The organism is Streptomyces sp. NPDC050564, assembly GCF_044457265.1.
Taxonomy (GTDB): domain Bacteria; phylum Actinomycetota; class Actinomycetes; order Streptomycetales; family Streptomycetaceae; genus Streptomyces.
The window spans coordinates 51,938-76,815 of sequence record NZ_JBITGS010000014.1 but is presented as its reverse complement, the minus strand read 5'-3'; the positions used below and the strand labels follow the sequence as shown (position 1 = coordinate 76,815).

The 24,878-nt window shown below is 70.9% G+C and carries 17 protein-coding genes, 4 tRNA genes, 1 other RNA gene and 2 pseudogenes; 15 read left to right on the top strand and 9 right to left on the bottom strand.

What is annotated here, in order from left to right:
* Nucleotides 1–6: 6 nt before the first annotated feature.
* The gene (locus ACIBK0_RS22830) at nt 7–1,320 is read left to right on the top strand and encodes a glycoside hydrolase family 36 protein (protein WP_399082773.1); all 1,314 of its coding nucleotides are present in this window, start codon (nt 7–9) and stop codon (nt 1,318–1,320) included.
* The gene (locus ACIBK0_RS22825; protein ID WP_399082770.1) at nt 1,317–3,323 is read left to right on the top strand and encodes a beta-galactosidase; all 2,007 of its coding nucleotides are present in this window, start codon (nt 1,317–1,319) and stop codon (nt 3,321–3,323) included. Before ACIBK0_RS22830 ends, ACIBK0_RS22825 begins: the two co-directional genes overlap by 4 nt.
* 364 nt (nt 3,324–3,687) lie before the next feature.
* Here ACIBK0_RS22825 and ACIBK0_RS22820 read toward each other — a convergent pair.
* Nucleotides 3,688–3,775, bottom strand: a tRNA-Ser gene (locus ACIBK0_RS22820).
* A gap of 71 nt (nt 3,776–3,846) precedes the next feature.
* On the opposite strand from ACIBK0_RS22820, the gene ffs reads away from it, so the two are divergent.
* The 6 genes from ffs (at nt 3,847) to ACIBK0_RS22790 (ending at nt 12,986) form a co-directional block, all read left to right on the top strand.
* An RNA gene (gene ffs / locus ACIBK0_RS22815) (signal recognition particle sRNA small type) lies at nt 3,847–3,945 on the top strand.
* A 158-nt stretch (nt 3,946–4,103) separates the two neighbouring features.
* Nucleotides 4,104–6,353, top strand: coding sequence for a DNA polymerase III subunit gamma and tau (locus ACIBK0_RS22810; protein ID WP_399082767.1), 2,250 nt, complete (start codon nt 4,104–4,106; stop codon nt 6,351–6,353).
* 91 nt (nt 6,354–6,444) lie between these two features.
* Entirely contained in the window at nt 6,445–7,698 is a 1,254-nt protein-coding gene (gene purD / locus ACIBK0_RS22805) for a phosphoribosylamine--glycine ligase (RefSeq protein WP_399082764.1), read from the top strand.
* 434 nt (nt 7,699–8,132) lie between these two features.
* Nucleotides 8,133–9,950, top strand: a complete 1,818-nt coding sequence (locus ACIBK0_RS22800) for a hypothetical protein (RefSeq protein ID WP_399083255.1) — start codon at nt 8,133–8,135, stop codon at nt 9,948–9,950.
* Nucleotides 9,951–10,434: 484 nt separating this feature from the next.
* Nucleotides 10,435–11,976 (top strand): N,N-dimethylformamidase beta subunit family domain-containing protein, encoded by a 1,542-nt coding sequence (locus ACIBK0_RS22795; RefSeq protein ID WP_399082761.1) that lies wholly within the window; start codon nt 10,435–10,437, stop codon nt 11,974–11,976.
* Nucleotides 11,977–12,086: 110 nt separating this feature from the next.
* Nucleotides 12,087–12,986, top strand: a complete 900-nt coding sequence (locus ACIBK0_RS22790) for a phosphoribosylaminoimidazolesuccinocarboxamide synthase (protein WP_399082758.1) — start codon at nt 12,087–12,089, stop codon at nt 12,984–12,986.
* Nucleotides 12,987–13,111: 125 nt separating this feature from the next.
* Here the strand turns inward: ACIBK0_RS22790 and ACIBK0_RS22785 are convergent.
* The 7 genes and pseudogenes from ACIBK0_RS22785 to ACIBK0_RS22755 all read right to left on the bottom strand — a co-directional run bounded on the left by ACIBK0_RS22785 (nt 13,112) and on the right by ACIBK0_RS22755 (nt 16,553).
* Nucleotides 13,112–13,184: transfer RNA gene (locus tag ACIBK0_RS22785), tRNA-Gly, on the bottom strand.
* Nucleotides 13,185–13,207: 23 nt separating this feature from the next.
* Complete coding sequence (locus tag ACIBK0_RS22780) at nt 13,208–13,846, bottom strand: response regulator (RefSeq protein ID WP_399083252.1); 639 nt, start codon at nt 13,844–13,846, stop codon at nt 13,208–13,210.
* Between the two features lie 287 nt (nt 13,847–14,133).
* Nucleotides 14,134–14,914, bottom strand: a pseudogene (locus tag ACIBK0_RS22775) (sensor histidine kinase); the annotation flags it as partial.
* Nucleotides 14,915–14,922: 8 nt separating this feature from the next.
* Nucleotides 14,923–15,617, bottom strand: a pseudogene (locus tag ACIBK0_RS22770) (ABC transporter ATP-binding protein); the annotation flags it as partial.
* Nucleotides 15,618–15,869: 252 nt separating this feature from the next.
* Nucleotides 15,870–15,942, bottom strand: a tRNA-Gly gene (locus ACIBK0_RS22765).
* Nucleotides 15,943–16,021: 79 nt separating this feature from the next.
* A tRNA-Gly gene (locus tag ACIBK0_RS22760) sits at nt 16,022–16,093 on the bottom strand.
* Between the two features lie 142 nt (nt 16,094–16,235).
* Nucleotides 16,236–16,553, bottom strand: coding sequence for an Lsr2 family protein (locus ACIBK0_RS22755; RefSeq protein ID WP_399082755.1), 318 nt, complete (start codon nt 16,551–16,553; stop codon nt 16,236–16,238).
* A gap of 359 nt (nt 16,554–16,912) precedes the next feature.
* Between ACIBK0_RS22755 and purS the strand changes: the two genes are divergently transcribed.
* From purS to purL, 3 genes are read left to right on the top strand one after another with little or no spacing between them, the layout of a single operon-like run.
* Complete coding sequence (gene purS / locus ACIBK0_RS22750; protein ID WP_005482678.1) at nt 16,913–17,176, top strand: phosphoribosylformylglycinamidine synthase subunit PurS; 264 nt, start codon at nt 16,913–16,915, stop codon at nt 17,174–17,176.
* Nucleotides 17,173–17,853 carry a phosphoribosylformylglycinamidine synthase subunit PurQ gene (gene purQ, locus ACIBK0_RS22745; RefSeq protein ID WP_399082752.1) on the top strand — a complete coding sequence of 227 codons (681 nt, stop codon included), beginning with the start codon at nt 17,173–17,175 and terminating at the stop codon, nt 17,851–17,853. Before purS ends, purQ begins: the two co-directional genes overlap by 4 nt.
* Nucleotides 17,850–20,108: a phosphoribosylformylglycinamidine synthase subunit PurL gene (purL, locus tag ACIBK0_RS22740; protein WP_399082749.1), complete on the top strand. Its 2,259-nt coding sequence runs from the start codon at nt 17,850–17,852 to the stop codon at nt 20,106–20,108. The genes purQ and purL overlap by 4 nt, the downstream gene beginning before the upstream one ends.
* A 143-nt stretch (nt 20,109–20,251) precedes the next feature.
* Here purL and ACIBK0_RS22735 read toward each other — a convergent pair whose 3' ends face one another.
* The gene (locus ACIBK0_RS22735) at nt 20,252–20,671 is read right to left on the bottom strand and encodes a hypothetical protein (protein WP_399082746.1); all 420 of its coding nucleotides are present in this window, start codon (nt 20,669–20,671) and stop codon (nt 20,252–20,254) included.
* 147 nt (nt 20,672–20,818) lie between these two features.
* Here ACIBK0_RS22735 and ACIBK0_RS22730 point away from each other — a divergent pair, with 147 nt between their 5' ends.
* The 4 genes from ACIBK0_RS22730 to purF all read left to right on the top strand — a co-directional run bounded on the left by ACIBK0_RS22730 (nt 20,819) and on the right by purF (nt 24,852).
* On the top strand, nt 20,819–21,445 hold the full coding sequence (locus ACIBK0_RS22730; RefSeq protein WP_399082743.1) for a TetR/AcrR family transcriptional regulator: 627 nt from the start codon (nt 20,819–20,821) through the stop codon (nt 21,443–21,445).
* 10 nt (nt 21,446–21,455) lie between these two features.
* Entirely contained in the window at nt 21,456–22,250 is a 795-nt protein-coding gene (locus tag ACIBK0_RS22725) for a sterol carrier family protein (protein WP_399082740.1), read from the top strand.
* A 219-nt stretch (nt 22,251–22,469) separates the two neighbouring features.
* Nucleotides 22,470–23,264 (top strand): META domain-containing protein, encoded by a 795-nt coding sequence (locus tag ACIBK0_RS22720; protein WP_399082736.1) that lies wholly within the window; start codon nt 22,470–22,472, stop codon nt 23,262–23,264.
* A gap of 61 nt (nt 23,265–23,325) precedes the next feature.
* Entirely contained in the window at nt 23,326–24,852 is a 1,527-nt protein-coding gene (gene purF / locus ACIBK0_RS22715) for an amidophosphoribosyltransferase (RefSeq protein WP_399082733.1), read from the top strand.
* Nucleotides 24,853–24,878: the final 26 nt, after the last annotated feature.

Here is a 24,878-nt window from a genome sequence, read left to right as displayed (position 1 = left end):
ACCACCGTGCCCCACCCCTTCACGCCCCTCGCCCTTGTGCCCGTTGACCCGCGCACCGCCCGGGTCCACGAGGAGGGCTGGCAGTCCTGGAGCCCCAGCGGCGCCTACGCCCTCGGCGACAAGCCGTACCGCCCGACCGACGACAACTGGGCGACCGTCTGCTACCGGCCCGGGCGCACCGTCCCGTCCGGCGTCTTCCAGGGGGAGGGACTCCTGGCGCTCGCCCCTGGTGACGGCTCGCCGGTGCGGCTGTGGGCGGCGGCCGATCCGCTGCACGCCGTCCCCTCCATCCGCCTGGAAGTGCACGGCGAACGGGCCGAGGTCAGCGCCGACGGGCCCGTTCGGGAACTGACCGGCAGGGACATCCAGTCGGCCCTGGCCACGTGGGCGCAGGGCCTCGGTCTCGCCGCCCCGCGACCGGCGCCCACCGTCTGGTGCTCCTGGTACGAGTACTTCACCGCGGTCACCGAGGAGGACATCCACGAGAACCTCCGCGCGATGGACACCCTCGACCTGCCCATCGACGTCGTCCAGATCGACGACGGCTACCAGAGCGCGCTGGGCGACTGGCTGACGCTGTCCGGCCGCTTCCGCTCCCGCGCCGGGATCGCGGAGGCCATCCGCGCGCGGGGCCGCAGGGCGGGCATCTGGACGGCACCGTTCCTGGTCGACCCGGCGAGCGAACTGGCGGCCGAGCATCCGCAGTGGCTGGTACGGGACCCGCAGGGCGGCTTCGCGCACGCGGGCCGCAACTGGGGGCACGACCTGTGCGTCCTGGACACGACGCATCCTGACGCGGCGGCGTATCTGACGGACGTGTTCAGGACCCTGCGCGCCGAGGGCTACGACTACTTCAAGGTCGACTTCCTGTACGCGGGCGCGCTGGACGGCGTACGGCATTCCTCGGACGACGCGCTGACGGCGTACCGCGAAGGCATCTCGCTCATCCGCGAGGCGATCGGCCCGGACGCGTATCTGCTGGGCTGCGGCGCGCCGATCCTCCCCTCCATCGGCCTGTTCGACGCGATGCGGGTCAGCCCCGACACGGCTCCGCACCGCCGCCCCGAGGCCGACGACTACTCCCAGCCCGGCCAGGATCCCGCCGAGTTCACCGGTGGGGGACGCCAGTGGCAGCACGGCCGCCTCTGGGTCAACGACCCCGACTGCCTGATGGCCCGCCCCGCCGTGGAGACCCGTGAACGCTGGGCGGCACACGTGGAGTCGACCGGCGGACTGATGGCGTCCAGCGACCGGCTGCTGTCGCTGGACGAGTGGGGCATGACCACAACGCGCCGTCTGCTCGGAGGAGTTGCCCGATGAACCGCACGCTGTCCGTCCCGGGCATCGCCTACGGCGGCGACTACAACCCCGAGCAGTGGCCCGAGGAGGTCTGGGCCGAGGACATGCGCCTGATGCGCGAGGCCGGCGTGACCATGGTCAGCGTGGGCATCTTCGCGTGGGCCCTACTGGAGCCGTCCGAGGGCGAGTTCGACTTCGCCCGTATGGACCGGCTGCTGGATCTGTTGCGGGAGAACGGTATCGCCGCCGACCTCGCCACGCCCACGGCCGCGCCCCCGGCGTGGTTCTTCCGCGCCCACCCCACGGCGCTGCCGGTGGACCGGGACGGCCGCACGCTGTCGTACGGCAGCCGCCAGACGTTCTGCCCGAGCAGCCCCGCCTACCGGGAGGCCGCCCTGCGCATCGCGGGAGCGCTGGCACAGCGGTACGCCGACCACCCGGCCGTGGCGATGTGGCACGTCCACAACGAGTACGGCTGCCACAACGCGGAGTGCTACTGCGACACGAGCGCGGCGGCCTTCCGCGCGTGGCTCCGGGCCAGGTACGGCGATGACCTGGCGGCGCTGAACCACGCCTGGGGCACCACCTTCTGGAGCCAGTGGTACTACGACTGGGACGAGATCCTGCCGCCCCGCGCCACCGGAGCCGTCCCCAACCCGACCCACCGACTGGACTGGCGCCGCTTCTGCTCGGACGAGTTGCTGTCCCTGTACACGGCGGAGCGCGACGTCCTGCGCGCGGCGGCCCCTGCCGTGCCGGCGACCACCAACTTCATGGTGATGCACAACTTCGACGCGCTGGACTACTGGCGCTGGGCCCCGGAGCTGGACGTGGTCTCGAACGACCACTACCTGCGGTCCACGGATCCGGAGTCGGAGATCGACATCGCGCTCAGCGGCGACCTGACGCGCTCGCTCGCCGGCGGCCCCTGGCTGCTGATGGAGCACTCCACGGGCGCCGTGAACTGGCAGCCGGTGAACCGGGCGAAGAATCCGGGGGAGTTGCGCCGCAACGCTCTCGCCCATGTGGCCCGCGGCGCGGACGGCATCGCCTACTTCCAGTGGCGGGCGGCGAAAGCGGGTGCCGAGCAGTGGCATTCGGCGATGCTGCCGCACGCGGGGACGGACAGCCGGATCTGGCAGGACGTGGTGGCGCTGGGCGCCGACCTGAAGGCCCTGGCGGAGGTACGCGGCAGCACGGGCACGGCCTCCGTGGCCGTCGTCTGGGACTGGAACGCCCGCTGGGCCCTGGAGCTGCCCTCCCAGCCGAGCGGCGAACTCCGTTTCCAGGACCTGGTCCGGGACTGGTACGAGCCGCTGTGGCGCTCGGGCGTGGCAGTGGACTTCGTACGCCCGGACGCCGACCTGTCGTCGTACCGCCTGGTCCTGGCCCCGAGCCTGTACCTGGTGGACGACGCGGGCGCGGCGAATCTGGTCGGCTTCGCGGAACGCGGCGGCACACTGGCGGTGGGCTTCCACAGCGGGGCGGTGGACGAGAACTGCCATGTGCGGCTGGGCGGTTACCCCGGCGCCTTCCGGGAGGCGCTCGGCGTACGGTCCGACGAGCTGTTCCCGCTGCTGCCGGGCGAGCCGGTGGGCCTGAGCGGGGGCGGCACGGCCACCCTGTGGTCGGAGCGCGTGCGCCTCACCGGGGCCCAGGCGCTGGTCTCGTACACGGAGGGACCGCTGGCCGGTGTCCCGGCGGTGACACGTCACGCGTACGGCGCGGGCACCGCCTGGTACCTGGCCACCCGCCCCGACCCGGCCACTCTGGCCGAGCTGCTGACCCGGATCCGTACGGAGGCGGGCGTCGAGCCGGTCGCCGCCGCTCCGCCCGGCGTCGAGGCGGTCCGGCGGCGCGGTCCGCACGCCGAGTACCTCTTCCTGATCGACCACAGCGGTCGGGGCGCCGGGATCCCGGTCCCCGACGGGGCGACGGAACTGCTCACCGGCGAGCGGCTCTCGGGGACGGTCACGGTGCCGCCGGGGGGTGTGGCGGTCGTACGGGAGCCGCGCCGCAGCTGAGGCGTCCCGGGAGCCCCGGGAGTGTGCGCCGTGTCAGGGCTGTGTCGGGTGGACGGTGTGCTGCAGGGCGAAGACGGCTTCGGTGGTGCGGCACAGGGCCCCCACCGCGCGGCGCAGCGACCGCCAGGAGGCCAGCCAGACCATGGCCCCGACGGGCGCCGCGGGCCACCACCAGGCGCCGAGGAGGGCGAGCGCGATGCCGCCATGTCTGGGCGGCCTACGTCCACGCGGGAACCTGAGCGCCCCGGTCCCGGATGACGCAGTGCTGACCGGGGCCGCCTCGAACCCGAGGACGGCAACGGAAAACGTCGAAGGGCCCCACCGCGAACGGTGGGGCCCTTCGACATCGTGCCCGGTGAGGCACTGGCGGAGGATACGAGATTCGAACTCGTGAGGGGTTGCCCCCAACACGCTTTCCAAGCGTGCGCCCTAGGCCTCTAGGCGAATCCTCCGCCGCAAACAATACAAGACGTTGAGGAGTGCTCGCGAACTCGTTCCCCCTGCCCAGATCCTGTACTCTGTGCAGAGCCCCTCACGTGGCGCTATCTGACTGAACTCCCCCAGGGCCGGAAGGCAGCAAGGGTAGGTTGGCTCTGGCGGGTGCGTGGGGGGCGCTTGCGTTTGCGGGGACGGCGGGGATGCGATCCGCCGCGACCTCGGGGATGCGTTCCGCCGGGATGCCGGACAGGGCCGGGATGTGATCCGCCGGGACGTCGGGGACGCTGGGGATGCTTTGTCGGGCGGTCCTTGTTGTCAGTGGGCGCCTATAACCTCGTATGCGTGTCGTCTCTCGCGCTGTACCGCCGCTATCGCCCGGAGTCGTTCGCCGAGGTCATCGGGCAGGAGCATGTCACCGACCCGTTGCAGCAGGCGCTGCGGAACAACCGGGTCAATCACGCATACCTGTTCAGCGGTCCGCGCGGGTGCGGGAAGACGACCAGCGCGCGGATTCTGGCGCGGTGTCTGAACTGCGAGCAGGGGCCTACGCCGACGCCTTGCGGGGAGTGCCAGTCGTGCCGCGATCTCGCGCGCAATGGTCCGGGGTCCATCGACGTCATCGAGATCGACGCCGCCTCGCACGGTGGTGTCGACGATGCCCGTGACCTGCGGGAAAAGGCCTTCTTCGGGCCGGCGAGCAGTCGGTACAAGATCTACATCATCGACGAGGCCCACATGGTCACGTCGGCCGGCTTCAACGCGCTGCTGAAGGTCGTCGAGGAGCCGCCGGAGCACCTCAAGTTCATCTTCGCCACCACCGAGCCCGAGAAGGTCATCGGGACGATTCGATCGCGTACACATCACTATCCGTTCCGGCTCGTGCCGCCGGGGACCCTTCGGGAGTACCTGGGCGAGGTCTGTGGGCGTGAGGGCATTCCGGTCGAGGACGGTGTGCTGCCGCTGGTCGTTCGGGCCGGCGCGGGGTCCGTGCGTGACTCCATGTCCGTCATGGATCAGCTGCTCGCGGGGGCGGCCGAGGCCGGTGTGACGTATGCCATGGCGACCTCGTTGCTCGGCTACACGGACGGGTCGTTGCTCGATTCCGTCGTCGAGGCCTTCGCCTCCGGTGACGGCGCCGCGGCCTTCGAGGTCGTGGACCGGGTCATCGAAGGAGGTAACGACCCCCGGCGGTTCGTCGCCGACCTGCTGGAGCGGCTGCGGGATCTCGTCATTCTGGCCGCCGTGCCCGATGCCGCGGAGAAGGGGCTCATCGACGCTCCGGCCGATGTGGTGGAGCGGATGCAGGCCCAGGCCGGGGTCTTCGGCGCCGCCGAGCTGAGCCGCGCCGCCGACCTCGTCAACGAGGGGCTGACGGAGATGCGCGGCGCCACCTCGCCGCGGCTCCAGCTCGAACTCATCTGCGCGCGCGTGATGCTGCCCGCCGCGTACGGGGACGAGCGGTCCGTCATGGCCCGGCTGGACCGCATCGAGCGCGGGGTGAACTTCTCGGGTGGCGGGGGCGGCCCTGTCATGGGGTACGTGCCCGGGCCCGAGGTGCACGGTGCGGCGCCCGTGCCGACAGGCCAGGCTGTTCCTCCGGGGAGCGGGCCCGCGGCGGCTCGTGCGGCGGTGCGGGGGGCTGGACCGGGGGGAGGTGGTTCCGGCGCCGGGGCCCCGCAGGGCGTGGGAGCGGCTCCCGAGCCGGCGGTGCCCGCGGCTCCGGCGGTCGGCGCGCCCCCTGCTGCCCCGGTGGCCCCTCCCGTGGCCGCGCAGCCGCAGGCTCCGGCCGCTTCGCCCCCGGCCGGCGCTCCGGCGGAGGCCGCGCCCGGTGCCTGGCCCACCGCCACGGCCGCGGGCAGTGGCCGGCGTCCCGGAGGGTGGCCGACGGCGGCCCCCGCGGGTGGGGGGCAGCCTCCGGCACCGGCGGCTCCCGCTCCGTCGCCCACGCACGCCGCCACTCCTGCCGCGGCCGCACCCGCCCCTGCCGCGGCGCAGGCCCCTGGCGGCCCCGACCCCCGCATGCTGTGGCCGAACATTCTGGAGGCGGTGAAGAACCGCCGCCGGTTCACCTGGATCCTGCTCAGCCAGAACGCGCAGGTGACCGGCTTCGACGGTACGACCTTGCAGATCGGCTTCGTCAACGCGGGCGCGCGGGACAACTTCGCGAGCAGCGGCAGCGAGGAGGTCCTGCGGCAGGCACTGTCCGAGCAGTTCAACGTCCAGTGGAAGATCGAGGCGATCGTCGACGCCTCGGGCGGTTCGGGCGGCTCCGCGCCGGCGGGTCCTGCCGGCTCAGGGTTCGGTAGCGGTGGTTACGGCGCGGCCCCGGCCGCCCCCCGCCCCGCGCCCCAGCAGCCGCCGGCCCAGGCGGCGCGCCCCGCGGCTCCCCAGGGCGGCCCGTCCGCGGGCCACGCCCCGGCCGCGCCCGCCCCGGCACCGACTCCTCCGGCCCCCGAACCGCCTCCGGTCGCCCCCGAGGACGACATTCCCGAGGACGACGACCCCGACCTCGACGAGTCCGCCCTCTCGGGCCACGACCTGATCGTCCGCGAGCTGGGCGCGACAGTGATGGAGGAGTTCTCCAACGAGTGACCCCCTTTTCGTAGGATCCCACCAACGCCCAGCACCCCCCGCTTCGGAAGCCCCCACAAAGGCACCCGCTCACGGCGGTTAGGCTGACCCCGTGAAGGTCCTCGTCATCGGTAGCGGCGCCCGCGAACACGCCCTGTGCCGTTCCCTGTCCCTCGACCCCGACGTCACCGCCCTGTACTGCGCCCCCGGGAACGCAGGCATCGCGGAGGTGGCCGAGCTGCACGCGGTCGACGCCCTCGACGGCGCCGCCGTGGCCGCGCTGGCTGCCGGGCTCGGCGCCGAGCTGGTGATCGTGGGCCCGGAGGCCCCGCTCGTCGCGGGGGTCGCCGACGCCGTGCGCGAGGCGGGCATCCCCTGCTTCGGCCCCTCGAAGGAGGCCGCGCAGCTGGAGGGCTCCAAGGCCTTCGCCAAGGACGTGATGGCGAGTGCGGCGGTCCCGACCGCACGCTCGTACGTCTGCACGACGCCCGAGGAGGTCGAGGAGGCGCTCGACGCCTTCGGAGCCCCGTATGTCGTCAAGGACGACGGGCTGGCGGCCGGCAAGGGCGTCGTCGTGACCGACGACCTCGAGAAGGCCCGCGCGCACGCCAACGCCTGCGACCGCGTCGTCATCGAGGAGTTCCTCGACGGCCCCGAGGTCTCGCTCTTCGCGATCACGGACGGCGAGACCGTTGTCCCGCTGCAGCCCGCCCAGGACTTCAAGCGCGCGCTGGACGGCGACGAGGGCCCGAACACCGGCGGCATGGGCGCGTACTCGCCCCTCCCGTGGGCGGACCCGAAGCTCGTGGAGGAGGTCGTGGAGAGCGTTCTCCAGCCGACCGTCGACGAACTGCGCCGCCGCGGCACACCGTTTTCCGGTCTTCTTTACGCGGGTCTGGCGATCACCAGCCGCGGCGTACGGGTCATCGAGTTCAACGCCCGCTTCGGCGACCCGGAGACCCAGGTCGTCCTCGCCCGCCTGAAGACCCCGCTCGCGAGCGTGCTGCTGGCCTCGGCGAACGGCACGCTCGCCGATCTGGCGCCGCTGCGCTGGAGCGACGACGCCGCCGTCACGGTGGTCGTGGCCTCGCACAACTACCCGGACACCCCGCGCACCGGCGACCCGATCACCGGGCTCGACGAGGTGGCGGCCCAGGACGCCCCGCACGCGTACGTCCTGCATGCCGGGACCAAGCGCGACGGCGACGCGGTGGTGAGCGCGGGCGGCCGTGTGCTCTCCGTCACGGCGACCGGCACCGACCTCACCGAGGCCCGCGTCCGTGCGTACGCGGCGGTGGCCCGCATCGGTCTCGACGGTTCGCAGCACCGCACGGACATCGCGGCGAAGGCGGCGGCAGGGGAGTAGCCCCGGTCGCGGACCAGTCGCAGTCCAGTCGCACCCGCTCATCCCGCCGAGGCGCCTTCGCCGCTCGGCAAGCTTCCGGGCCCCGGATTCCGCACGGAATCCGGGGCCTCTTGCTGCCCGGATTTCCGCATGGATTTCTGCACGTCTGCCCGCGTGGATTTCTGTACGGAACCGGGGCCTGATCGTTGCCCACCGTCATCCACCTTTCCCCAAAGCCATTCCATCGAGTGACCGATGCCCCATCCGGCTGACGGGGGCCGGGGCCCCAACTAGGGTGCGGCGAAAGCGTTCCGGCACTTGGCCCACCGGCATTGCGATGTCAGTGATGGGTGCCACAGTGGGGGAGTGAGCAACACCAGGGCATCCGTCGGTGCGGGCTGCGAGACAGTCGGCGCGGGGCGGACAGTAGGGGGTGACGTCCGGTCGTGACCGGTATGGGTGTGGAGGTGGGCGCGCAGGCCGCGCGTTCCCGGGCTCTCGCCGTGCTGCGCATACGCAGCAGGGCGCTGGCCGTCGCCCTGCTGCCCGCGGCCGTCGCCGTCGTGCTGCTCGTGGGCGGCTCCACCGGCCATATCGTCGGCGGGCACTGGGGGGTCACGCGCTGGATCGTCTCGGTCCTCGCGGCGATCGTCCTCCTCGCCGCCGCGGGCATCGCGCTCGTCGTGGCCCGCTCGCGGCCGGCCGTGAGCCCCACCGTCCCGATCGCCGAGGAATCGGCGCCCGACCTCTACCGCATGGTCCGCGACCTGGCCGACCGCCTCGACGTCCCGGCACCCTCGGCGATAGCGCTCACCCCCGACTGCGACAGCTGGCTGGAGGACCGGACCCATCCGGCACACGGCCCGCCTCCGCCCGAGGGCAGGGACGAGATAGAGGGAGTACGAGGCATACGTGGAGCGCGGGGCGTACGGGGACTGTCGACACAGCCCCGCCGTGCCCCCTCCGCGCCGGTCCTCGTCATCGGCTCCCCCTTCCTGTGGTGGATGCGGGTCGGCGAACTGCGCGCGGTCCTCGCCCCGGTCGTCGCCGGTACGGGTCCGTCGGCGCACCCCGACATAGCCGCGGCCCGTCGCTTCGTACGAGGCCTGGACGCGGCCGTGGCCGTGACGTCGACCCCCGCCCGTGGCCCGCTCTCCCGCACGGTGCTCGGCGCCGTCGGCTGGGTGACCCGCCTGCTGCTGCGCAGCTGCCGGGGCCACGCGGCCGAGATGGAACGCGGCGTGGCGGCCGCCGCGGCCGAGCGTGCACAGGCTGTGGATTACGGCCTGCGGATCGTCGCCCAGGAGCAGGTGGGTCTGGCGTACGCGGGCTGGGACCGGCTCCTGACCCGGGTCGCGCTGCCCGCCTGGCGGATGGGCCGTTGGCCGTCCCGGCTGGACGCGGGTGTCGTCGCGGCCCTGACCGAGCTGTCCCGCCGCGACCGCCTGGCCGAGGGCTTCGCCTCCCGCCTCGGCGAGCGCCCCGCCTGCGACCTGCTCGAAGAGCCCGGCACGGTGGACGAGGCGGCCTCGCTCCTCGCCGCCCGCCTTTTCCACGGCGGTCCTGCCGAGTCCGGGCCCGACTGGGCGCCGGTCAACTGGCAGGACTACCCGGAGGAGGTCGTCGACCGCAAATGGCGCACCGACGCGGCCCGCCTCCACCGGGTGCTGGACGCGCTCGGCGTGCGGCACTCCACCGACCCGGCGGCACGTGACTCGGACGGCCCGACGCTGGCGCGGGTGATGGACCACCTGTCCGCGCGGCCGGAGGACCCGGACTCGGCTGCCCTCGCCACTTCGCGCGAGGACGCGTACGCGCAGATGGGGATGACCGAGGACGAGGACGACGCGGACGTCGGCCTCGGGAACGAGCGGACGGCTTCGCTGGCGGCCGGGCTAAGCGCGGAGCTGGCCCGCGAGGAGGCGTCGGCCCCGGCGCCCGCCCCCGTCGGGGGCCCGGAGCCGCAGGACCCCGCCCGGGCCCTCTGGGACGACGGGATGCTCCCTCTCTTCCCCCTTCAGCCACCCCGCACAGGCCGGGAGCTACTGGCCGACCACGTCACGGCGATGGTGTGCTGCGCCGCGATGGACACCGCCGGGGCGGCGCCGGGCCTCGACTGGCTCGACGGCCCGTCCCTCCTCATCGACGGCGAACGCGCCGCGGATCTGGGCCCGCGCGTCCTCAGTCTCGTCGAGACCGGCGACCCCGCGCCCCTCCGCGAGTGGCTCCGCCACCTCGGCGTCCGCCCCGAAAAACCGGTCCGCCTGGTCTGAGACCCCCGGCCGCGCCCCGCGAGCGAGTCTTTCGCCCCCGCCGCCCCTACCCGTCCCCTACCCGTCCCCTACCTGGGCGCTGCCGCCCCCAGACCCCCGCTTCGGCCTGAACGGCCTCGTCCTCAAACGCCGGACGGGCTGAAAGATCTCCAGCGCCGCCCGGACTGACCAGTGCAACGGGGATTCCGTCGGGCGGGTGGGATGCCGGCACGGCCCCGCCCCACCCACCGGCCGCAGGCGGAACCACCCACCGGCGCGAACCGCCCCACCCGCCGGCGCAACCCCGCCCACCAGCGGAAAGGCGGAACCACCACCGACGCAAACCCGCCCCACCCCCCGACGGAAAGGCGGAGGCAAACATTCCACTCGCGTCAATTCGCGACGAACGGTGACGGACCGCGTGCGTAATGTGATGTGCTGGGACCGATCGCGCACGCGGCAAGGGCTTACAAGGACGACGGGGGCAAAAGGGAGGGGAGCAGGCATGGGGTCGGAGCAGATTCGCCGCTGGGAGTCAGGCGCACTCGCGCATGCCGTGACGGACCCCTTCGGCCAGGGCCCCGTCCCCTGGCTCCGCGGCGACGAGCACTACTTCGACGACACCGGCCACGTCGTCCCCTGGTACATCGATCACCTCGACCCCGCCCAGGGGGGCACCACTCTCGTACGGGACGAGCGCGAAGACCGCGACGCCAGGGCCAGGTCGGCCAAGCGACCCATCCCCCACCCCCGTGCCGGAGGCCCCCGCTCCGCCGACGACGTCCATCGCCAGATCAAGGGGTTCACCTCCACGGGCGCGGCCGCCCCCGGCGAGGCCATCGACTTCCACATCACCGTCGACCCGCCCCAGGAATTCAGCGTCGACATCTACCGGATCGGCCACTACGGAGGCGACGGCGCCAGCAAGATCACCACCAGCCCCCGCCTCTCCGGCATCGTCCAGCCTCCGCCTCTCACCGCCGACCGAACCGTCTCCTGCCACCACTGGTGGCTGTCCTGGCGCCTTCAGATCCCCACCTACTGGAGCATCGGCGCGTACGTCGCAGTGCTCACCACCGCCGACGGCTACCGCTCCCACGTCCCGTTCACCATCCGCGACAACCACCCCGCCGACCTGCTCCTCCTGCTCCCGGACATCACCTGGCAGGCGTACAACCTGTACCCGGAGGACGGTCACACCGGCGCCAGCCTGTACCACGCGTGGGACGAGGACGGCCGCCTGCTGGGCGAGGCCGACGCCGCGACGACGGTCTCCTTCGACCGGCCGTACGCGGGCGCGGGCCTCCCGCTCCACGTGGGCCACGCCTACGACTTCATCCGCTGGGCCGAGCGCTACGGCTACGACCTCGCCTACGCCGACGCCCGCGATCTGCACGCCGGCCGCGTCGACCCCACCCGCTACCGCGGCCTCGTCTTCCCGGGCCACGACGAGTACTGGTCGACGCAGATGCGCCGCACGACGGAACTCGCCCGCGAGAACGGCACATCGCTCGTCTTCCTCTCCGCCAACACGATGTACTGGCAGGTGGAGTTGGGCCCGTCCCCGTCCGGTGTCGCCGACCGATTGCTGACCTGCCGCAAACGCAAAGGCCCCGGGAAGCCCGCGCTGTGGCGTGAAATCGACCGCTCCGAACAGCAACTCATCGGCATCCAGTACGCGGGACGTGTCCCCGAACCCCACCCCCTCGTGGTCCGCAACGCCGACCACTGGCTGTGGGAGGCGACCGGCGCCCACGAGGGCGACGAACTGGAGGGCATGGTCGCGGGAGAGGCCGACCGCTACTTTCCCCGCACACCGCTCCCCGAGCACCAGGGCAGGATCCTGCTCTCCCACTCCCCGTACCGGGACAGCGAGGGCATCATCCGCCACCAGGAGACGTCGCTCTACCGGGCGCCGTCCGGCGCCCTGGTCTTCGCATCCGGAACCTTCGCGTGGTCCCCGGCCCTCGACCGCCCCGGCCACGTCGACACCCGTATCCAGCGGGCGACGGCCAACCTGCTCGACCGCATCTGCAAACGCGACTGACCGGACACCGCACGAAGGGCGTCCCGAACGTCACCACACACCCCCTGGCCAAAGCCGCTCCCCGCATACGGGAGAATCGAGCCAATTGGACAGAACCACGGGGAGGAACCGTGTCCGGATTCGTTGAAAAGCCCGAGCCCCTGGAGGTTCCGGGTCTGGTGCATCTGCACACCGGCAAGGTGCGCGAGCTGTACCAGAACGAGGCGGGCGACCTCGTGATGGTCGCCAGTGACCGCATCTCCGCCTTCGACTGGGTGCTCCCCACCGAGATCCCCGACAAGGGCCGCACGCTCACCCAGCTCTCCCTGTGGTGGTTCGACAAGCTCGCCGATCTGGTCCCCAACCACGTCCTGAGCACCGAACTTCCGCCGGGCGCCCCCGACGACTGGGCCGGCCGCACCCTGATCTGCAAGTCCCTGCGGATGGTCCCGGTCGAGTGCGTCGCGCGCGGCTACCTCGCCGGTTCCGGCCTGGTCGAGTACAACGAGTCCCGCACGGTCTGCGGCCTCGCCCTCCCCGAGGGCCTTGTCGACGGCTCGGAACTCCCCGCGCCGATCTTCACCCCCGCCACCAAGGCCGCCGTCGGCGAGCACGACGAGAACGTGTCGTACGAGGAGGTCGCCCGCCAGGTCGGCGCCGAGACCGCGGCCCAGCTGCGCCAGACGACCCTCGCCGTCTACAGCCGCGCCCGCGACATCGCGCGCGAGCGGGGGATCCTCCTCGCGGACACCAAGTTCGAGTTCGGTTACGACGGCGAGACGCTCGTCCTCGCCGACGAGGTGCTGACCCCGGACTCCTCCCGCTTCTGGCCCGCCGACGAGTGGGAGCCGGGTCACCCCCAGCCGTCCTTCGACAAGCAGTACGTCCGCGACTGGCTGACCTCCCCCGAGTCCGGCTGGGACCGCAAGAGCGAGCAGCCGCCGCCCGCGCTGCCTCCGCACATCGTCGAGGCGACCCGCGCCAAGTACGTCGAGGCGTACGAGCGCCTGACCGGCACGAGCTGGTCGTAACCCCCACCGGGCCCGGCGACCAGCCGGGCCCGAGCACACGCGGAATCCCCGAGTCCCCGAGCGCGCGAAGGGGTCCCGAACACACGAAGAAGCCCCCGACCTGAGGTCGGGGGCTTCTTCTGCGGAGCGGACGACGAGGCTCGAACTCGCGACCTCAACCTTGGCAAGGTTGCGCTCTACCAACTGAGCTACGTCCGCACTGCGCCGTGGCGCGAGAGCAACTATACCCAACCTCGCTCGCGCGCGAGTCGCACCGCCGCGTGACGGTTCTCCGCCCCGAGCTTGGACGCGGCCGACGACAGATAGTTCCGTACGGTCCCCTGGGACAGCGCGGCCCGCTCGGCGATCTCCGCGACGGGCGCCCCGTCGGCGGCGAATTCGAGCACCTCGGCCTCGCGCGCCCTGAGCGGCGAGTCCCCGGCAGAGATCGCGTCGGCGGCCAACTCCGGGTCCGCATAACGGTTTCCCGCATGCACTGTACGAATGATCTCCGCGAGCCGCTGAGCGCTCACCGTCTTCGGGACGAACCCGCGCACACCTGCCGCAAGCGCCCGCTTCAGATGCCCCGGCCGCCCATGACTCGTCACGATCAGCACCTGACAGTCCGGCAGTTCGGCCCGCAGCGATGTGGCTACCCTCACACCGTCGGCCCCCGGCATCCGCAGATCCAGGACGGCTACATCGGGCTCGTGCGCCCGTGCCATGGCCAGCGCCTCCGGCCCGGTCGCCGCCTCGGCCACCACGACCAGGTCGTCCTCCAGGGCGAGCAGCGCGGCGAGCGCTCCCCGGATCAGATGCTCGTCGTCGGCGAGCAGCAGACGCACGGGTGGGGTGGAAGGGGCGTCCGGTGCGGACGTGATGGGAGAGCCGGACGGTACAGACGTCACGGGGTGACCTCGCTCACTGGATGTGCACCGAGCAGCGGAAGCGGCCCTGCTTCCGAAGCCGGATCCTCGACCGAACCGGGCCCCGACGCCGAACCTGGCCCCGACCCCGAATCCGTCCTCGAATCCGACGCCGAACCGGGCCCCGGCCCCGACCCCGAACCCGCCCTTGCCCCCGAATCCGCCGTCGGCCCCGACCCCGACCTCGAATCCGACCTCGCCCGCGAACCCAACCCCGAATCCGCCCCCGGCCCCAGCCGCATCGGCATCGGCAGCGGCACCTCCGCCGTCAAGCGGAACACACCCTCCCCGGCGGGCCCGGCCCGCAGCACCCCCTCCACCCTCTGTGAGCCGCTCCCGCAGCCCCGCGAGCCCGGACCCCCTCCCCGGCTCGACGGCTGACCCCGAGCCGGGCGCCCCGTCGTTCTCGACGGTGACGGTGACCCGGCCCTCCGCCACCCGCAAGGACACCGCACACCTCTCCGCGTCCCCGTGCCTCAGCACGTTCGTCGTCGCCTCCCGTACGACCCAGCCGAGCGCCGACTGGACCTGGGTGGGCAGTGCCGTTGCCGAGCCGGTGACCTCGCGGTCGATGCCGGCGGCCGTCAACACGCTCTGGGCGCCCGCGAGTTCGCTGCCGAGGTCGGCCTCGCGGTAGCCGCGTACGACCTCGCGCACCTCCCGCTGTGACTCCCGGGCTATCCGCTGAACCTCGACCTGGTCCTCGGCTTCCGGTCGCCCGCGCCGGGCCAACTGGACGGCGAGCTCGCTCTTGAGGGCGATCACCGCCAGATTGCGGCCCATCACGTCGTGCAGATCGCGCCCGAAGCGCAGCCGTTCCTCGGCGACGGCGAGGCGGGCGCGGGTCTCGCGGGCCTCGTCGAGTTCGTAGACGGCGTTGAGCAGCCAGACGGAGAAGGCTGCGGTGAAGGTGAGTAACCCGGCGGCCAGCATGACGACACCGGCTGTGATCAGCGCGGAGGGACCCGGGAAGCCCAGTGGAAAGGACACCGCTCCGGCACCCGCGGCCTCACCGACCACCGCGTCGGCTCCTCCGGCTCTTCCAGGTAGTGGGTGGTCAGCAGCACCGTCGTGCCGCCGTCGCGCAGCTCGCGCACCAACTCCCAGGTGCTCCGGCGTCCTTCGGCGTCGAGTCCGGTCGTCGGTTCGTCGAGGAAGAGGACCTCGGGGCGGCCGAGCAGCGCGAGTGCCAGGTCCAGCCGGCGTTTCTCGCCCCCGGACAACTGCTTCACACGAACAGCGAGGCGGCCAAGCGGACCTCGGCATCGCTGGCAGCAGTGCGGTCGCCGTCCGCTGCAGCTCACCGGTGCGCAGCTTGACGACGCGACCCGCCGTCTCGTGGTCCATCACGCCGTACCAGGTCCAGGGCCTCTGCCGTGGGGCGTGCCCCGCTCGTGCAGCCCGCCCACATCCGTACGGTCTCCGCGACGGTCAGCTCGGAGGGGAAGCCGCCCTCCTGCAGCATCACGCCGATCCGGGGCCGCACGGCCGCCCGCTCCGCGTAGGGATCGCGCCCGAGGACCCGGACCCGTCCGCCGGCCGGGGGCGCGAGGCCCTCCAGCAGTTCGACGGTGGACGTCTTGCCCGCGCCGTTCGTGCCCAGCAGGGCGAAGAGCTCTCCGCGGCCCACGGAGAAGGTGACTCCGCGAACCGCCTCGAAATCTCCCCCGTACACACGCCGCAGATCAGTGACCTCAATCACGTCATCGTGCTCGTTCGTGTTCATGAAATCAGCGTCCCCGCGGACAGGACCCGGCAGCAGTGCGCGGTGTCATCACTCCGCATGACAAATGTCAGATGGGCGGGAGGCGTACCGAGATCGGCGGGAGGCGTACCGAGATCGGCGAGAGGCTTACGGAGATCGGCGGAACACGTACGCAGCTGGGGCGGAAGACGTACGGAGATCGACAGAGGGCGTAGGGAGAAGGAGAAGGGCACAGCAAAAAGCCCCAGCCAATGACTGGGGCCTTCATGCCGGAGCGGACGACGAGGCTCGAACTCGCGACCTCAACCTTGGCAAGGTTGCGCTCTACCAACTGAGCTACGTCCGCATTGCCTCCGACCGGCTTTCACCGATCGGTGCGAGCACCAGCCTACCTGATCCACAACAGTGGTCGGTAAGCGATGCAGAGCGGGTGACAGGAATTGCACACTGCGCCTTCCCCCTGGAAGGGGGATGTTCTGCTACTGAACTACACCCGCGCGACTCCGTGAGCTCCGGCTTTTTCGGCCTTGCCCCTCGGCGTGCTCCAGACTCTAGCTGATCAGCGGGGGGTCAGCGCAAGTCGGCTGTTCCCAGGGCCCGATGAGGGGTCCCCGCGGGCGCCCCCGGAGGACCCGGGGCTCAGTGCGACTCGGCGAACGCCTCGTACACCTTCTTGGGGATGCGGCCCCGCGGCGGCACGTCCATCTTGTTGGAGCGGGCCCAGGCGCGGACGGCGGCCGGGTCGGGGGTCAGCGCGGTGTGCGTGTACGCCTTCCCGGACTTCGACTGCTTGCGGCCGGCCTCGACGTAGGGCGCGAGCGCCTTACGCAGTTTCTTGGCATTAGCTGGATTGAGGTCGATCTCGTACGACTTGCCGTCCAGTCCGAAGGCGATCGTCTCCGCCGCTTCTGAGCCGTCGATGTCGTCAAAGAGAGTGACCACGACACGCTGCGCCACGAATATCGGTCCCTTCGTGCGACACCTCTGCGATCAAGTCATGACGTGCGCGGACGTCACGGAGTTGTCGGGGAGATGTCGACTGTCCGGCTGTTATTGGGCAAAGTATCGGCTATTGCCAATTCATTTGTACAGTGCCCGGCAATGCATTGTGAAGCCCGACTAAATCCTTCCGCGTGTCCGAAGGCAATGGGGTCCTGCCGCTCTTCTGCGGTTTTTCCCAGGATTTTCCGTGCAGGCCCCCGCGTCGATGCGGGATCGTGATCGGGCTCACGTAGGATTCTACGAATCTACGCGAGTAGAAATTTTGTGCAGGTAGTCTGAAGGGACCTGCTCAGCACCACACACCGGGAGTGCCAGTGGCACGCGTCGTAGTCGACGTCATGCTCAAGCCGGAGATCCTCGACCCCCAGGGCCAGGCGGTGCAGCGTGCACTGCCGCGCCTCGGTTTCGAAGGTGTCTCCGACGTACGTCAGGGAAAGCGATTCGAACTGGAAGTGGACGGACCGGTGGACGACGCCGCTCTCGCCCGCATCCACGAACTCGCGGAATCCTTCCTCGCCAACACCGTGATCGAGGACTTCACCGTCAAGGTCGAGGAAGTCGCGGAGGCAGGAAAGTGACCGCTCGTATTGGAGTCGTCACCTTTCCCGGCAGCCTCGACGACCGTGACACACAGCGCGCGATCAAGCTCGCCGGTGCCGAACCTGTCGCTCTCTGGCACAAGGACAAGGACCTCAAGCAGGTCGACGCCGTGGTGCTCCCCGGCGGTTTCTCATACGGCGACTATCTCCGTGCCGGTGCCATCTCGCGCTTCTCGCCCGTGATGGAGACCGTCATCGAGCAGGCGAAGTCCGGAATGCCGGTCCTCGGTATCTGCAACGGCTTCCAGGTTCTCACCGAGGCGCACCTCCTCCCCGGCGCGATGCTCGGCAACAACCACCTCCACTTCATCTGCCGCGACCAGAAGCTGCGGGTGGAGAACGCGGAGACCTCCTGGACGACCGACTACGAGTCGGGTCAGGAGATCCACATCCCGCTGAAGAACATGGACGGGCGGTACGTCGCCGACGAGCACACCCTCGACATGCTGGAGGCGGAGGGCCGGGTCGCCTTCCGTTACCTCGACTTCAACCCCAACGGCTCCCTCCGGGACATCGCGGGCATCACCAACGAGGCCGGGAATGTGGTCGGTCTCATGCCGCACCCCGAGCACGCCGTCGAGCCCCTCGTCGGGACCGGCCGCACCGACGGCCTCCCCTTCTTCACCTCGATCCTCAAGAAGCTGGTCAACGCATGAGCCGCACGCCTCTGGACACGGTCGAGAACGCGGCCGCGACCCCCGACGTCGAGCTGCCCTGGGCCGAACTCGGCCTGAAGAAGGACGAGTACGAGCGGGTCGTGGAGATCCTCGGCCGCCGGCCCACCGGTGCCGAGCTCGCCATGTACTCCGTCATGTGGTCCGAGCACTGCAGTTACAAGTCCTCGAAGGTGCACCTGCGCCAGTTCGGCGAGAAGGCCCCGCAGTCCGACGCCCTCCTCGTCGGCATCGGTGAGAACGCCGGTGTCGTCGACGTCGGCCACGGCTACGCCGTCACCTTCAAGGTCGAGTCGCACAACCACCCGTCGTACGTCGAGCCCTACCAGGGCGCGGCCACCGGTGTCGGCGGCATCGTGCGCGACATCATCGCGATGGGCGCCCGCCCGGTCGCCGTCGTCGACCCGCTGCGGTTCGGCGCCGCCGACCACCCCGACACCAAGCGCGTCCTGCCCGGTGTCGTCGCCGGTATCGGCGGCTACGGCAACTGCCTGGGCCTGCCGAACATCGGCGGCGAGGTCGTCTTCGACGCCTGCTACCAGGGCAACCCGCTCGTCAACGCCGGCGCCATCGGCGTCATGCGGCACGAGGACATCCACCTCGCGAAGGCGTCCGGCACCGGTAACAAGGTCGTCCTGTACGGCGCCCGCACGGGCGGCGACGGCATCGGCGGCGCCTCGATCCTCGCCTCCGAGACCTTCGACGACGCCAAGCCGTCGAAGCGTCCGGCCGTCCAGGTCGGCGACCCCTTCCAGGAGAAGCTGCTCATCGAGTGCACCCTGGAGGCCTTCCAGGAGAAGCTGGTCGTCGGCATCCAGGACCTCGGCGCGGCGGGACTGTCGTGCGCCACGTCCGAGCTGGCCTCCAACGGCTCCGGCGGCATGCGCGTCACCCTCGACGACGTGCCGCTGCGCGACTCCACGCTCTCGCCCGAGGAAATCCTCATGAGCGAGTCGCAGGAGCGCATGTGCGCGGTCGTGGAGCCGGCGAAGGTCGACCGCTTCCTGGAGATCTGCGAGAAGTGGGACGTCATCGCCACCGTCATCGGTGAGGTGACGGACGGAGACCGCCTGGAGATCTACTGGCACGGCGGCAAGATCGTCGACGTCGACCCGCGGACCGTGGCGCACGAAGGCCCCGTGTACGACCGCCCGTACGCCCGTCCCTCCTGGCAGGACGCCCTCCAGGCGGACGACGCCAACAAGCTTCCGCGGCCGGCGACTTCGGAGGAGCTCAAGGACCAGGTCCTCAAGCTGGTCTCCTCCCCCAACCAGGCCTCCAAGTCCTGGATCACCTCCCAGTACGACCACTTCGTGCAGGGCAACACGGTGCTGGCGCAGCCCGAGGACTCGGGCATGATCCGCATCGACGAGGAGACCGGACTCGGCGTCGCCATCGCCACGGACGGCAACGGGCGCTACGCCAAGCTCGACCCGTACGCCGGCGCACAGCTCGCCCTCTCCGAGGCCTACCGCAATGTCGCGACGACCGGTGCCAAGCCGCTCGCCGTCTCCGACTGCCTGAACTTCGGCTCGCCCGAGGACCCGGCCGTCATGTGGCAGTTCGCCGAGGCCATCCGCGGTCTCGCCGACGCCTGCCAGCAGCTGGGCACCCCGGTGACCGGCGGCAACGTCTCGCTCTACAACCAGACGGGCGAGGCCGCCATCCACCCGACCCCGGTCGTGGCGGTGCTGGGCGTCATCGACGACGTCGCCCGTCGCACGCCCGTCGCCTTCCAGGAGGACGGGCAGCTGCTCTACCTCCTCGGCGACACCCGTGAGGAGTTCGGCGGTTCGGCCTGGTCGCAGGTCGTCCACGACCACCTCGGCGGTCTGCCGCCGCAGGTCGACCTGGAGCGCGAGCGGCTGCTCGCCGAGATCCTCATCTCGGCCTCCCGCGACGGCATGATCGACTCCGCGCACGACCTGTCGGACGGCGGTCTGATCCAGGCCGTGGTCGAGTCGGCGCTGCTCGGCGGCAAGGGCGCACGGCTGATCGTCCCCGACGGTCTCGACGCCTTCACCTTCCTCTTCTCGGAGTCGGCGGGCCGCGCGGTCGTCGCCGTCCCGCGTTCGGAAGAGCTCCGCTTCAACGACATGTGCGGTGCGCGGGGCCTGCCCGTCACCCGTATCGGTGTGGTGGACGGTGACACGGTCGACGTCCAGGGCGAGTTCGCGCTCTCGCTGGACGAGCTCAGGACGGCGCACGAGGGCACGATCCCGGCGCTGCTCGCGTAGCACTCGGCAGTCGTACGACGATGAAGGCCCCGCCCGGGGAACGGGCGGGGCCTTCATCGTGTGTACGTCGGGCCTGGCCCCGGCCGTCGGGTCGGCGTCAGACCCTCACACCGGGATCCGACCGTCAGGTCGGGATCCGACCGTCAGGCCGGGACGGGCTCCGGCTGCCGCGAGGGCTGCTCGGTGTTCTCCGGCCGCTCCGGCCTGGGCAGCCGCACCGCCAGAATCGCGGCGAGCGCCATCAGGGCGGCGCCGCTCCAGAACACCACGTCCGTCGCGGAGACGAAGGCGCGCACGCCCTCGGCGTGGGCGGTTCCGGACAGCCGGGCGAGGGCGGCGAAGGCGAGGGCGGTGGTGGCCGTGCCGCTGAGGGTGAAGGTCCGCGCGGACCAGCCTCGCATGGTGAGCCGTCCGGAGAGCAGGCCCGCCGTCGACATCCCGACTGCCATGAAGATCAGGTAGAGACCGGCGGAGGAGCTGGCGACGCCGCGGACGATCTGCAGATAGACGAGCACGTAGTAGATGGCGCACATCATCGCGGCCCCCACGAGGGCCTGGATCACGAAGCCGAGGCGCAGTTCGCGGACCCGGAACAGCGAGAGCGGGAGGATCGGTTCGGTCGCCCGGGTCTGCCGCCACAGGAACAGGGCGAGGGCCGCGGCGGCCGTGACGATCAGTGCGACGACGATCGGGGAGGACCGGGCGTACCGGTGGCCGCACGCGAACGCAAGAAGCTGCAGACGGCGAAGCGGATCTACCGGACGGCGGTCGACCTCTTCGTCGAGCGGGGCTTCGACAACGTCTCGGTGCAGGAGGTCGCCGAAGCGGCCGAGGTGTCGAAGATGACGGTCTTCAACTACTTCGGCACCAAGGAGGACCTGGTCTTCCGCCCCATGGAGGAGCACTTCGGCGACGTGGCCCGCGCCGTGCGCGAGCGGAAACCGGGCGAATCCGCGGTGGACGCCGTACGCCGGCAGTTCCTGGAGCTGGTCGAGGCCCGCGATCCCTCGGTGGGCCTGCACAGCGAGCCCTTCGCCCGCCAGGTGCGCCGACTCGTCATGGAGACCCCGGCCCTGATGGAACGCGCCTTTCTCGCCGCCCAGAAGGGCTCGCGAGACCTGGCCGGCATCCTCGCCGAGGAGACCGGCGACGCGATGCTCGCCACGGTCGTCGCCGCCACACTGAGCGCCGCCCGCAACGCACTCATCGAGGAGCACCACAACCGCGTCGAAGCCGGCGAGAGCCCGGACGTCGTCGCCGCCGACGCCGCCGAACGCGCCCGGCATGCCTTCGACCTGATCGAAAAGGGTCTGAGCGGATACGCCGTCAAGCTCTAGGGTGATGACCATGCCCCCGGCCAAGAGACGCGCCCGTACGTACGACTCCGCCAAGATCCGCGCGGCGGTGCTCGCGCAGTTCGGGAACGTACGAGACGGCGTTCGCGCCCTCACCGAGGAGCAGTTGGCACGGCACACGCACCTCGGGGACTGGACGGTGCGGGAATTGGCCGCGCACATCACGATGGCCGTCGAGACCGTGAGCCGGAACCTCGACCGGGACGAGCCGGTGAAGGCCGAGCTCGGGCTCCTCGACTGGCCCTTCGCGACTGCCGCGCGGTCCGGCGACATCGCCGACGGCAGCAGCGCGCTCGCCGAGGAGAACCCCGACCTCGACGCGCTCTACGACCGCACCGAGCAGCGGATCGCCGAGCGTCTGCCCACGGCGCCGGACGACCGGCTGCTCGCGGCGCGCACCGGTGCGATGGCCCTCGCCGACTACCTCGTCACGCGCACCGTGGAACTCGTCGTCCACACCGACGACCTGAACCGCGCCGCGGGCACCGACATCCCCTTCGACCGTCAGGCGCTCGCCGCCTGCACTCGGCTGCTCGCCGACGCGCTTGCCGTGAAGGCACCGGGGGCGTCGACGGAGGTGCGGATTCCGCCGTATGCCGTCGTGCAGTGTGTGGAAGGGCCGCGGCACACCCGCGGCACTCCGCCGAACGTCGTGGAGACCGATCCGCTGACGTGGATCCGGCTCGCTACGGGGCGTACGGCCTGGCAGGCGGCGCTGGAGGATGCCAAGGTCAGCGCGAGCGGGGAGCGCGCGGACCTCGGAGGGCTCCTCCCGTTGATGGGCTGAGCCGCCCCGCTGCCGCCCGCGTAAGGCCTCTTTCGCCCCCTCTGCCCCTGCCCGTCCCGACCAGCCTTTCGGCTGTGGGCGGGTGGGGGTTGATCGCGCAGTTCCCCGCGCCCCTTCAGGGGGTCTGGGGGCGGCAGCCCCCAGGGACGGGAATGGGCAGGGGCGGGAGGGGGCGAAAGAACCGGGAACCGACCACCCCACCCCTCCCGTCACATCGGCATGGACAAGCAGCGACTGACGCTCACCGCACTGACCCTGCTTCCGCTCGCGGTGGCCTGCGGCACACAGCCGGGCAGCGGCAGCAGCTCCGTGGGGGCGGGCTCGTCACCCGTCACCGGAGTCCACTGGACCCTCGACAGCCTCACGGTGGACGGCAGGACCAGGCAGGCACCCGAGAGCGCGTATCTGCGGATCGGCGAGGACGGCCGGGTCAGCGGCAACGCGGGCTGCAACAGCTTCGGCTCGACCGTCACCCTCAAGGGCGACCACGTCGACTTCGGGAACATCCAGATGACCGACATGGGCTGCCGGAAGGCCCCGATGGCCTTCGAGAAGAGCCTGACCCGTACCTTCGCCGGCGGCACGTTCACCAGCAAGGTCAAGGGCGACGAACTGACGCTCACCACGGACGACGGCGACCGCGTCGATCTCACCAAGGAGCAGGACGCCCCCCTCTACGGCACCCGGTGGAACGTCACGGCCCTCGGCGACGCCGATGTGGCCCACTCCCTCCCCGCCGGAGCCAAGGCGTACCTCGTCCTCGACAAGAAGCAGGGCACCCTCGGCGGCAGCCTGGGCTGCAACCACGTGTCCGCAATCGCCACCGTCCGCGACGGACACATCACCCTCGGGGCTGCCAGGACCACACGCATGATGTGCGACGGCTCACTCATGGACACCGAGAAGACCCTGCTCGGCCTCTTCGGCGGCGCGGTCGGATACGAATTGGATCACCGCACCCTCACGCTGACCAGCGCAAACGGCACCGTCGTCAGCGCCGTCGCCGGCAAGTGATCGTTGGGGACCCCGTATCCCCAATTCGGACCCGTGGTCGATCTCGCCTACACTCGGTGGCGTGCCACGTGGTGACGGTCGACTCAATCATGATCTGCTCCCCGGTGAGAAAGGCCCCCAGGACGCTTGCGGCGTCTTCGGTGTCTGGGCTCCGGGCGAAGAGGTCGCCAAGCTCACTTACTTCGGGCTGTACGCCCTCCAGCATCGGGGTCAGGAATCCGCGGGAATCGCGGTCAGCAACGGCTCCCAGATCCTCGTCTTCAAGGACATGGGCCTTGTGTCCCAGGTCTTCGACGAGACTTCTCTCGGTTCGCTCCAGGGTCATATCGCGGTCGGTCACGCCCGCTACTCGACCACCGGCGCCTCCGTCTGGGAGAACGCCCAGCCGACGTTCCGCGCCACCGCGCACGGTTCCATCGCGCTCGGCCACAACGGCAACCTCGTCAACACGGCGCAGCTCGCCGAGATGGTCGCCGATCTGCCCAAGCAGGACGGCCGCACCACACGTGTGGCGGCCACCAACGACACCGACCTGCTGACCGCGCTCCTCGCGGCCCAGGTCGACGACGACGGCAAGCCGCTGACCATCGAAGAGGCCGCTCACACGGTCCTCCCGCAGGTCAAGGGCGCCTTCTCCCTCGTCTTCATGGACGAGCACACCCTCTACGCGGCTCGCGACCCGCAGGGCATCCGCCCGTTGGTCCTCGGCCGCCTGGAGCGTGGCTGGGTCGTCGCCTCCGAGTCCGCCGCCCTCGACATCTGCGGCGCCGCCTACGTCCGCGAGATCGAGCCGGGCGAGTTCGTCGCCATCGACGAGAACGGCCTGCGTACGTCACGATTCGCGGAAGCGAAGCCCAAGGGCTGTGTCTTCGAGTACGTCTATCTGGCCCGTCCGGACACGGACATCGCCGGCCGGAACGTGTACCTCTCGCGCGTCGAGATGGGCCGCAAGCTCGCCAAGGAAGCCCCTGTCGAGGCCGATCTGGTGATAGCGACCCCGGAGTCCGGGACGCCCGCCGCGATCGGTTACGCGGAAGCCTCCGGCATTCCCTTCGGCGCGGGTCTGGTCAAGAACGCCTACGTCGGCCGGACCTTCATCCAGCCCTCGCAGACGATCCGCCAGCTCGGCATCCGTCTGAAGCTGAACCCGCTCAAGGAAGTCATCAAGGGCAAGCGCCTGGTCGTCGTCGACGACTCGATCGTGCGCGGCAACACCCAGCGCGCGCTGGTGCGCATGCTGCGGGAAGCGGGCGCGGCCGAGGTCCACATCCGGATCTCCTCGCCCCCCGTGAAGTGGCCCTGCTTCTTCGGCATCGACTTCGCGACCCGCGCGGAGCTGATCGCCAACGGCATGACCATCGAGGAGATCGGCACCTCCCTGGGCGCCGACTCCCTCTCGTACATCTCCATCGACGGCATGATCGAGGCGACCACCATCGCCAAGCCGAACCTGTGCCGCGCCTGCTTCGACGGCGAGTACCCGATGGAGCTCCCGGACCCCGAGCTGCTCGGCAAGCAGCTCCTGGAGACCGAGCTGGCCGCGGGTCCCGCAGCCACGGCCGCGGCTGACGCCATCCGTCGCCCGTAAGCGCCGCAGAGCCCCGTTTCACCAAC

Excerpts from the sequence above, each read along its gene's own strand:
- ACIBK0_RS22795 (WP_399082761.1), top strand. The coding sequence starts at position 10,435 with ATGGGGTCGGAGCAGATTCGCCGCTGGGAGTCAGGCGCACTCGCGCAT.
- ACIBK0_RS22800 (WP_399083255.1), top strand. The coding sequence starts at position 8,133 with ATGGGTGTGGAGGTGGGCGCGCAGGCCGCGCGTTCCCGGGCTCTCGCC.
- purL (WP_399082749.1), top strand. The coding sequence starts at position 17,850 with ATGAGCCGCACGCCTCTGGACACGGTCGAGAACGCGGCCGCGACCCCC.
- ACIBK0_RS22825 (WP_399082770.1), top strand. The coding sequence starts at position 1,317 with ATGAACCGCACGCTGTCCGTCCCGGGCATCGCCTACGGCGGCGACTAC.
- ACIBK0_RS22720 (WP_399082736.1), top strand. The coding sequence starts at position 22,470 with ATGGACAAGCAGCGACTGACGCTCACCGCACTGACCCTGCTTCCGCTC.
- ACIBK0_RS22725 (WP_399082740.1), top strand. The coding sequence starts at position 21,456 with ATGCCCCCGGCCAAGAGACGCGCCCGTACGTACGACTCCGCCAAGATC.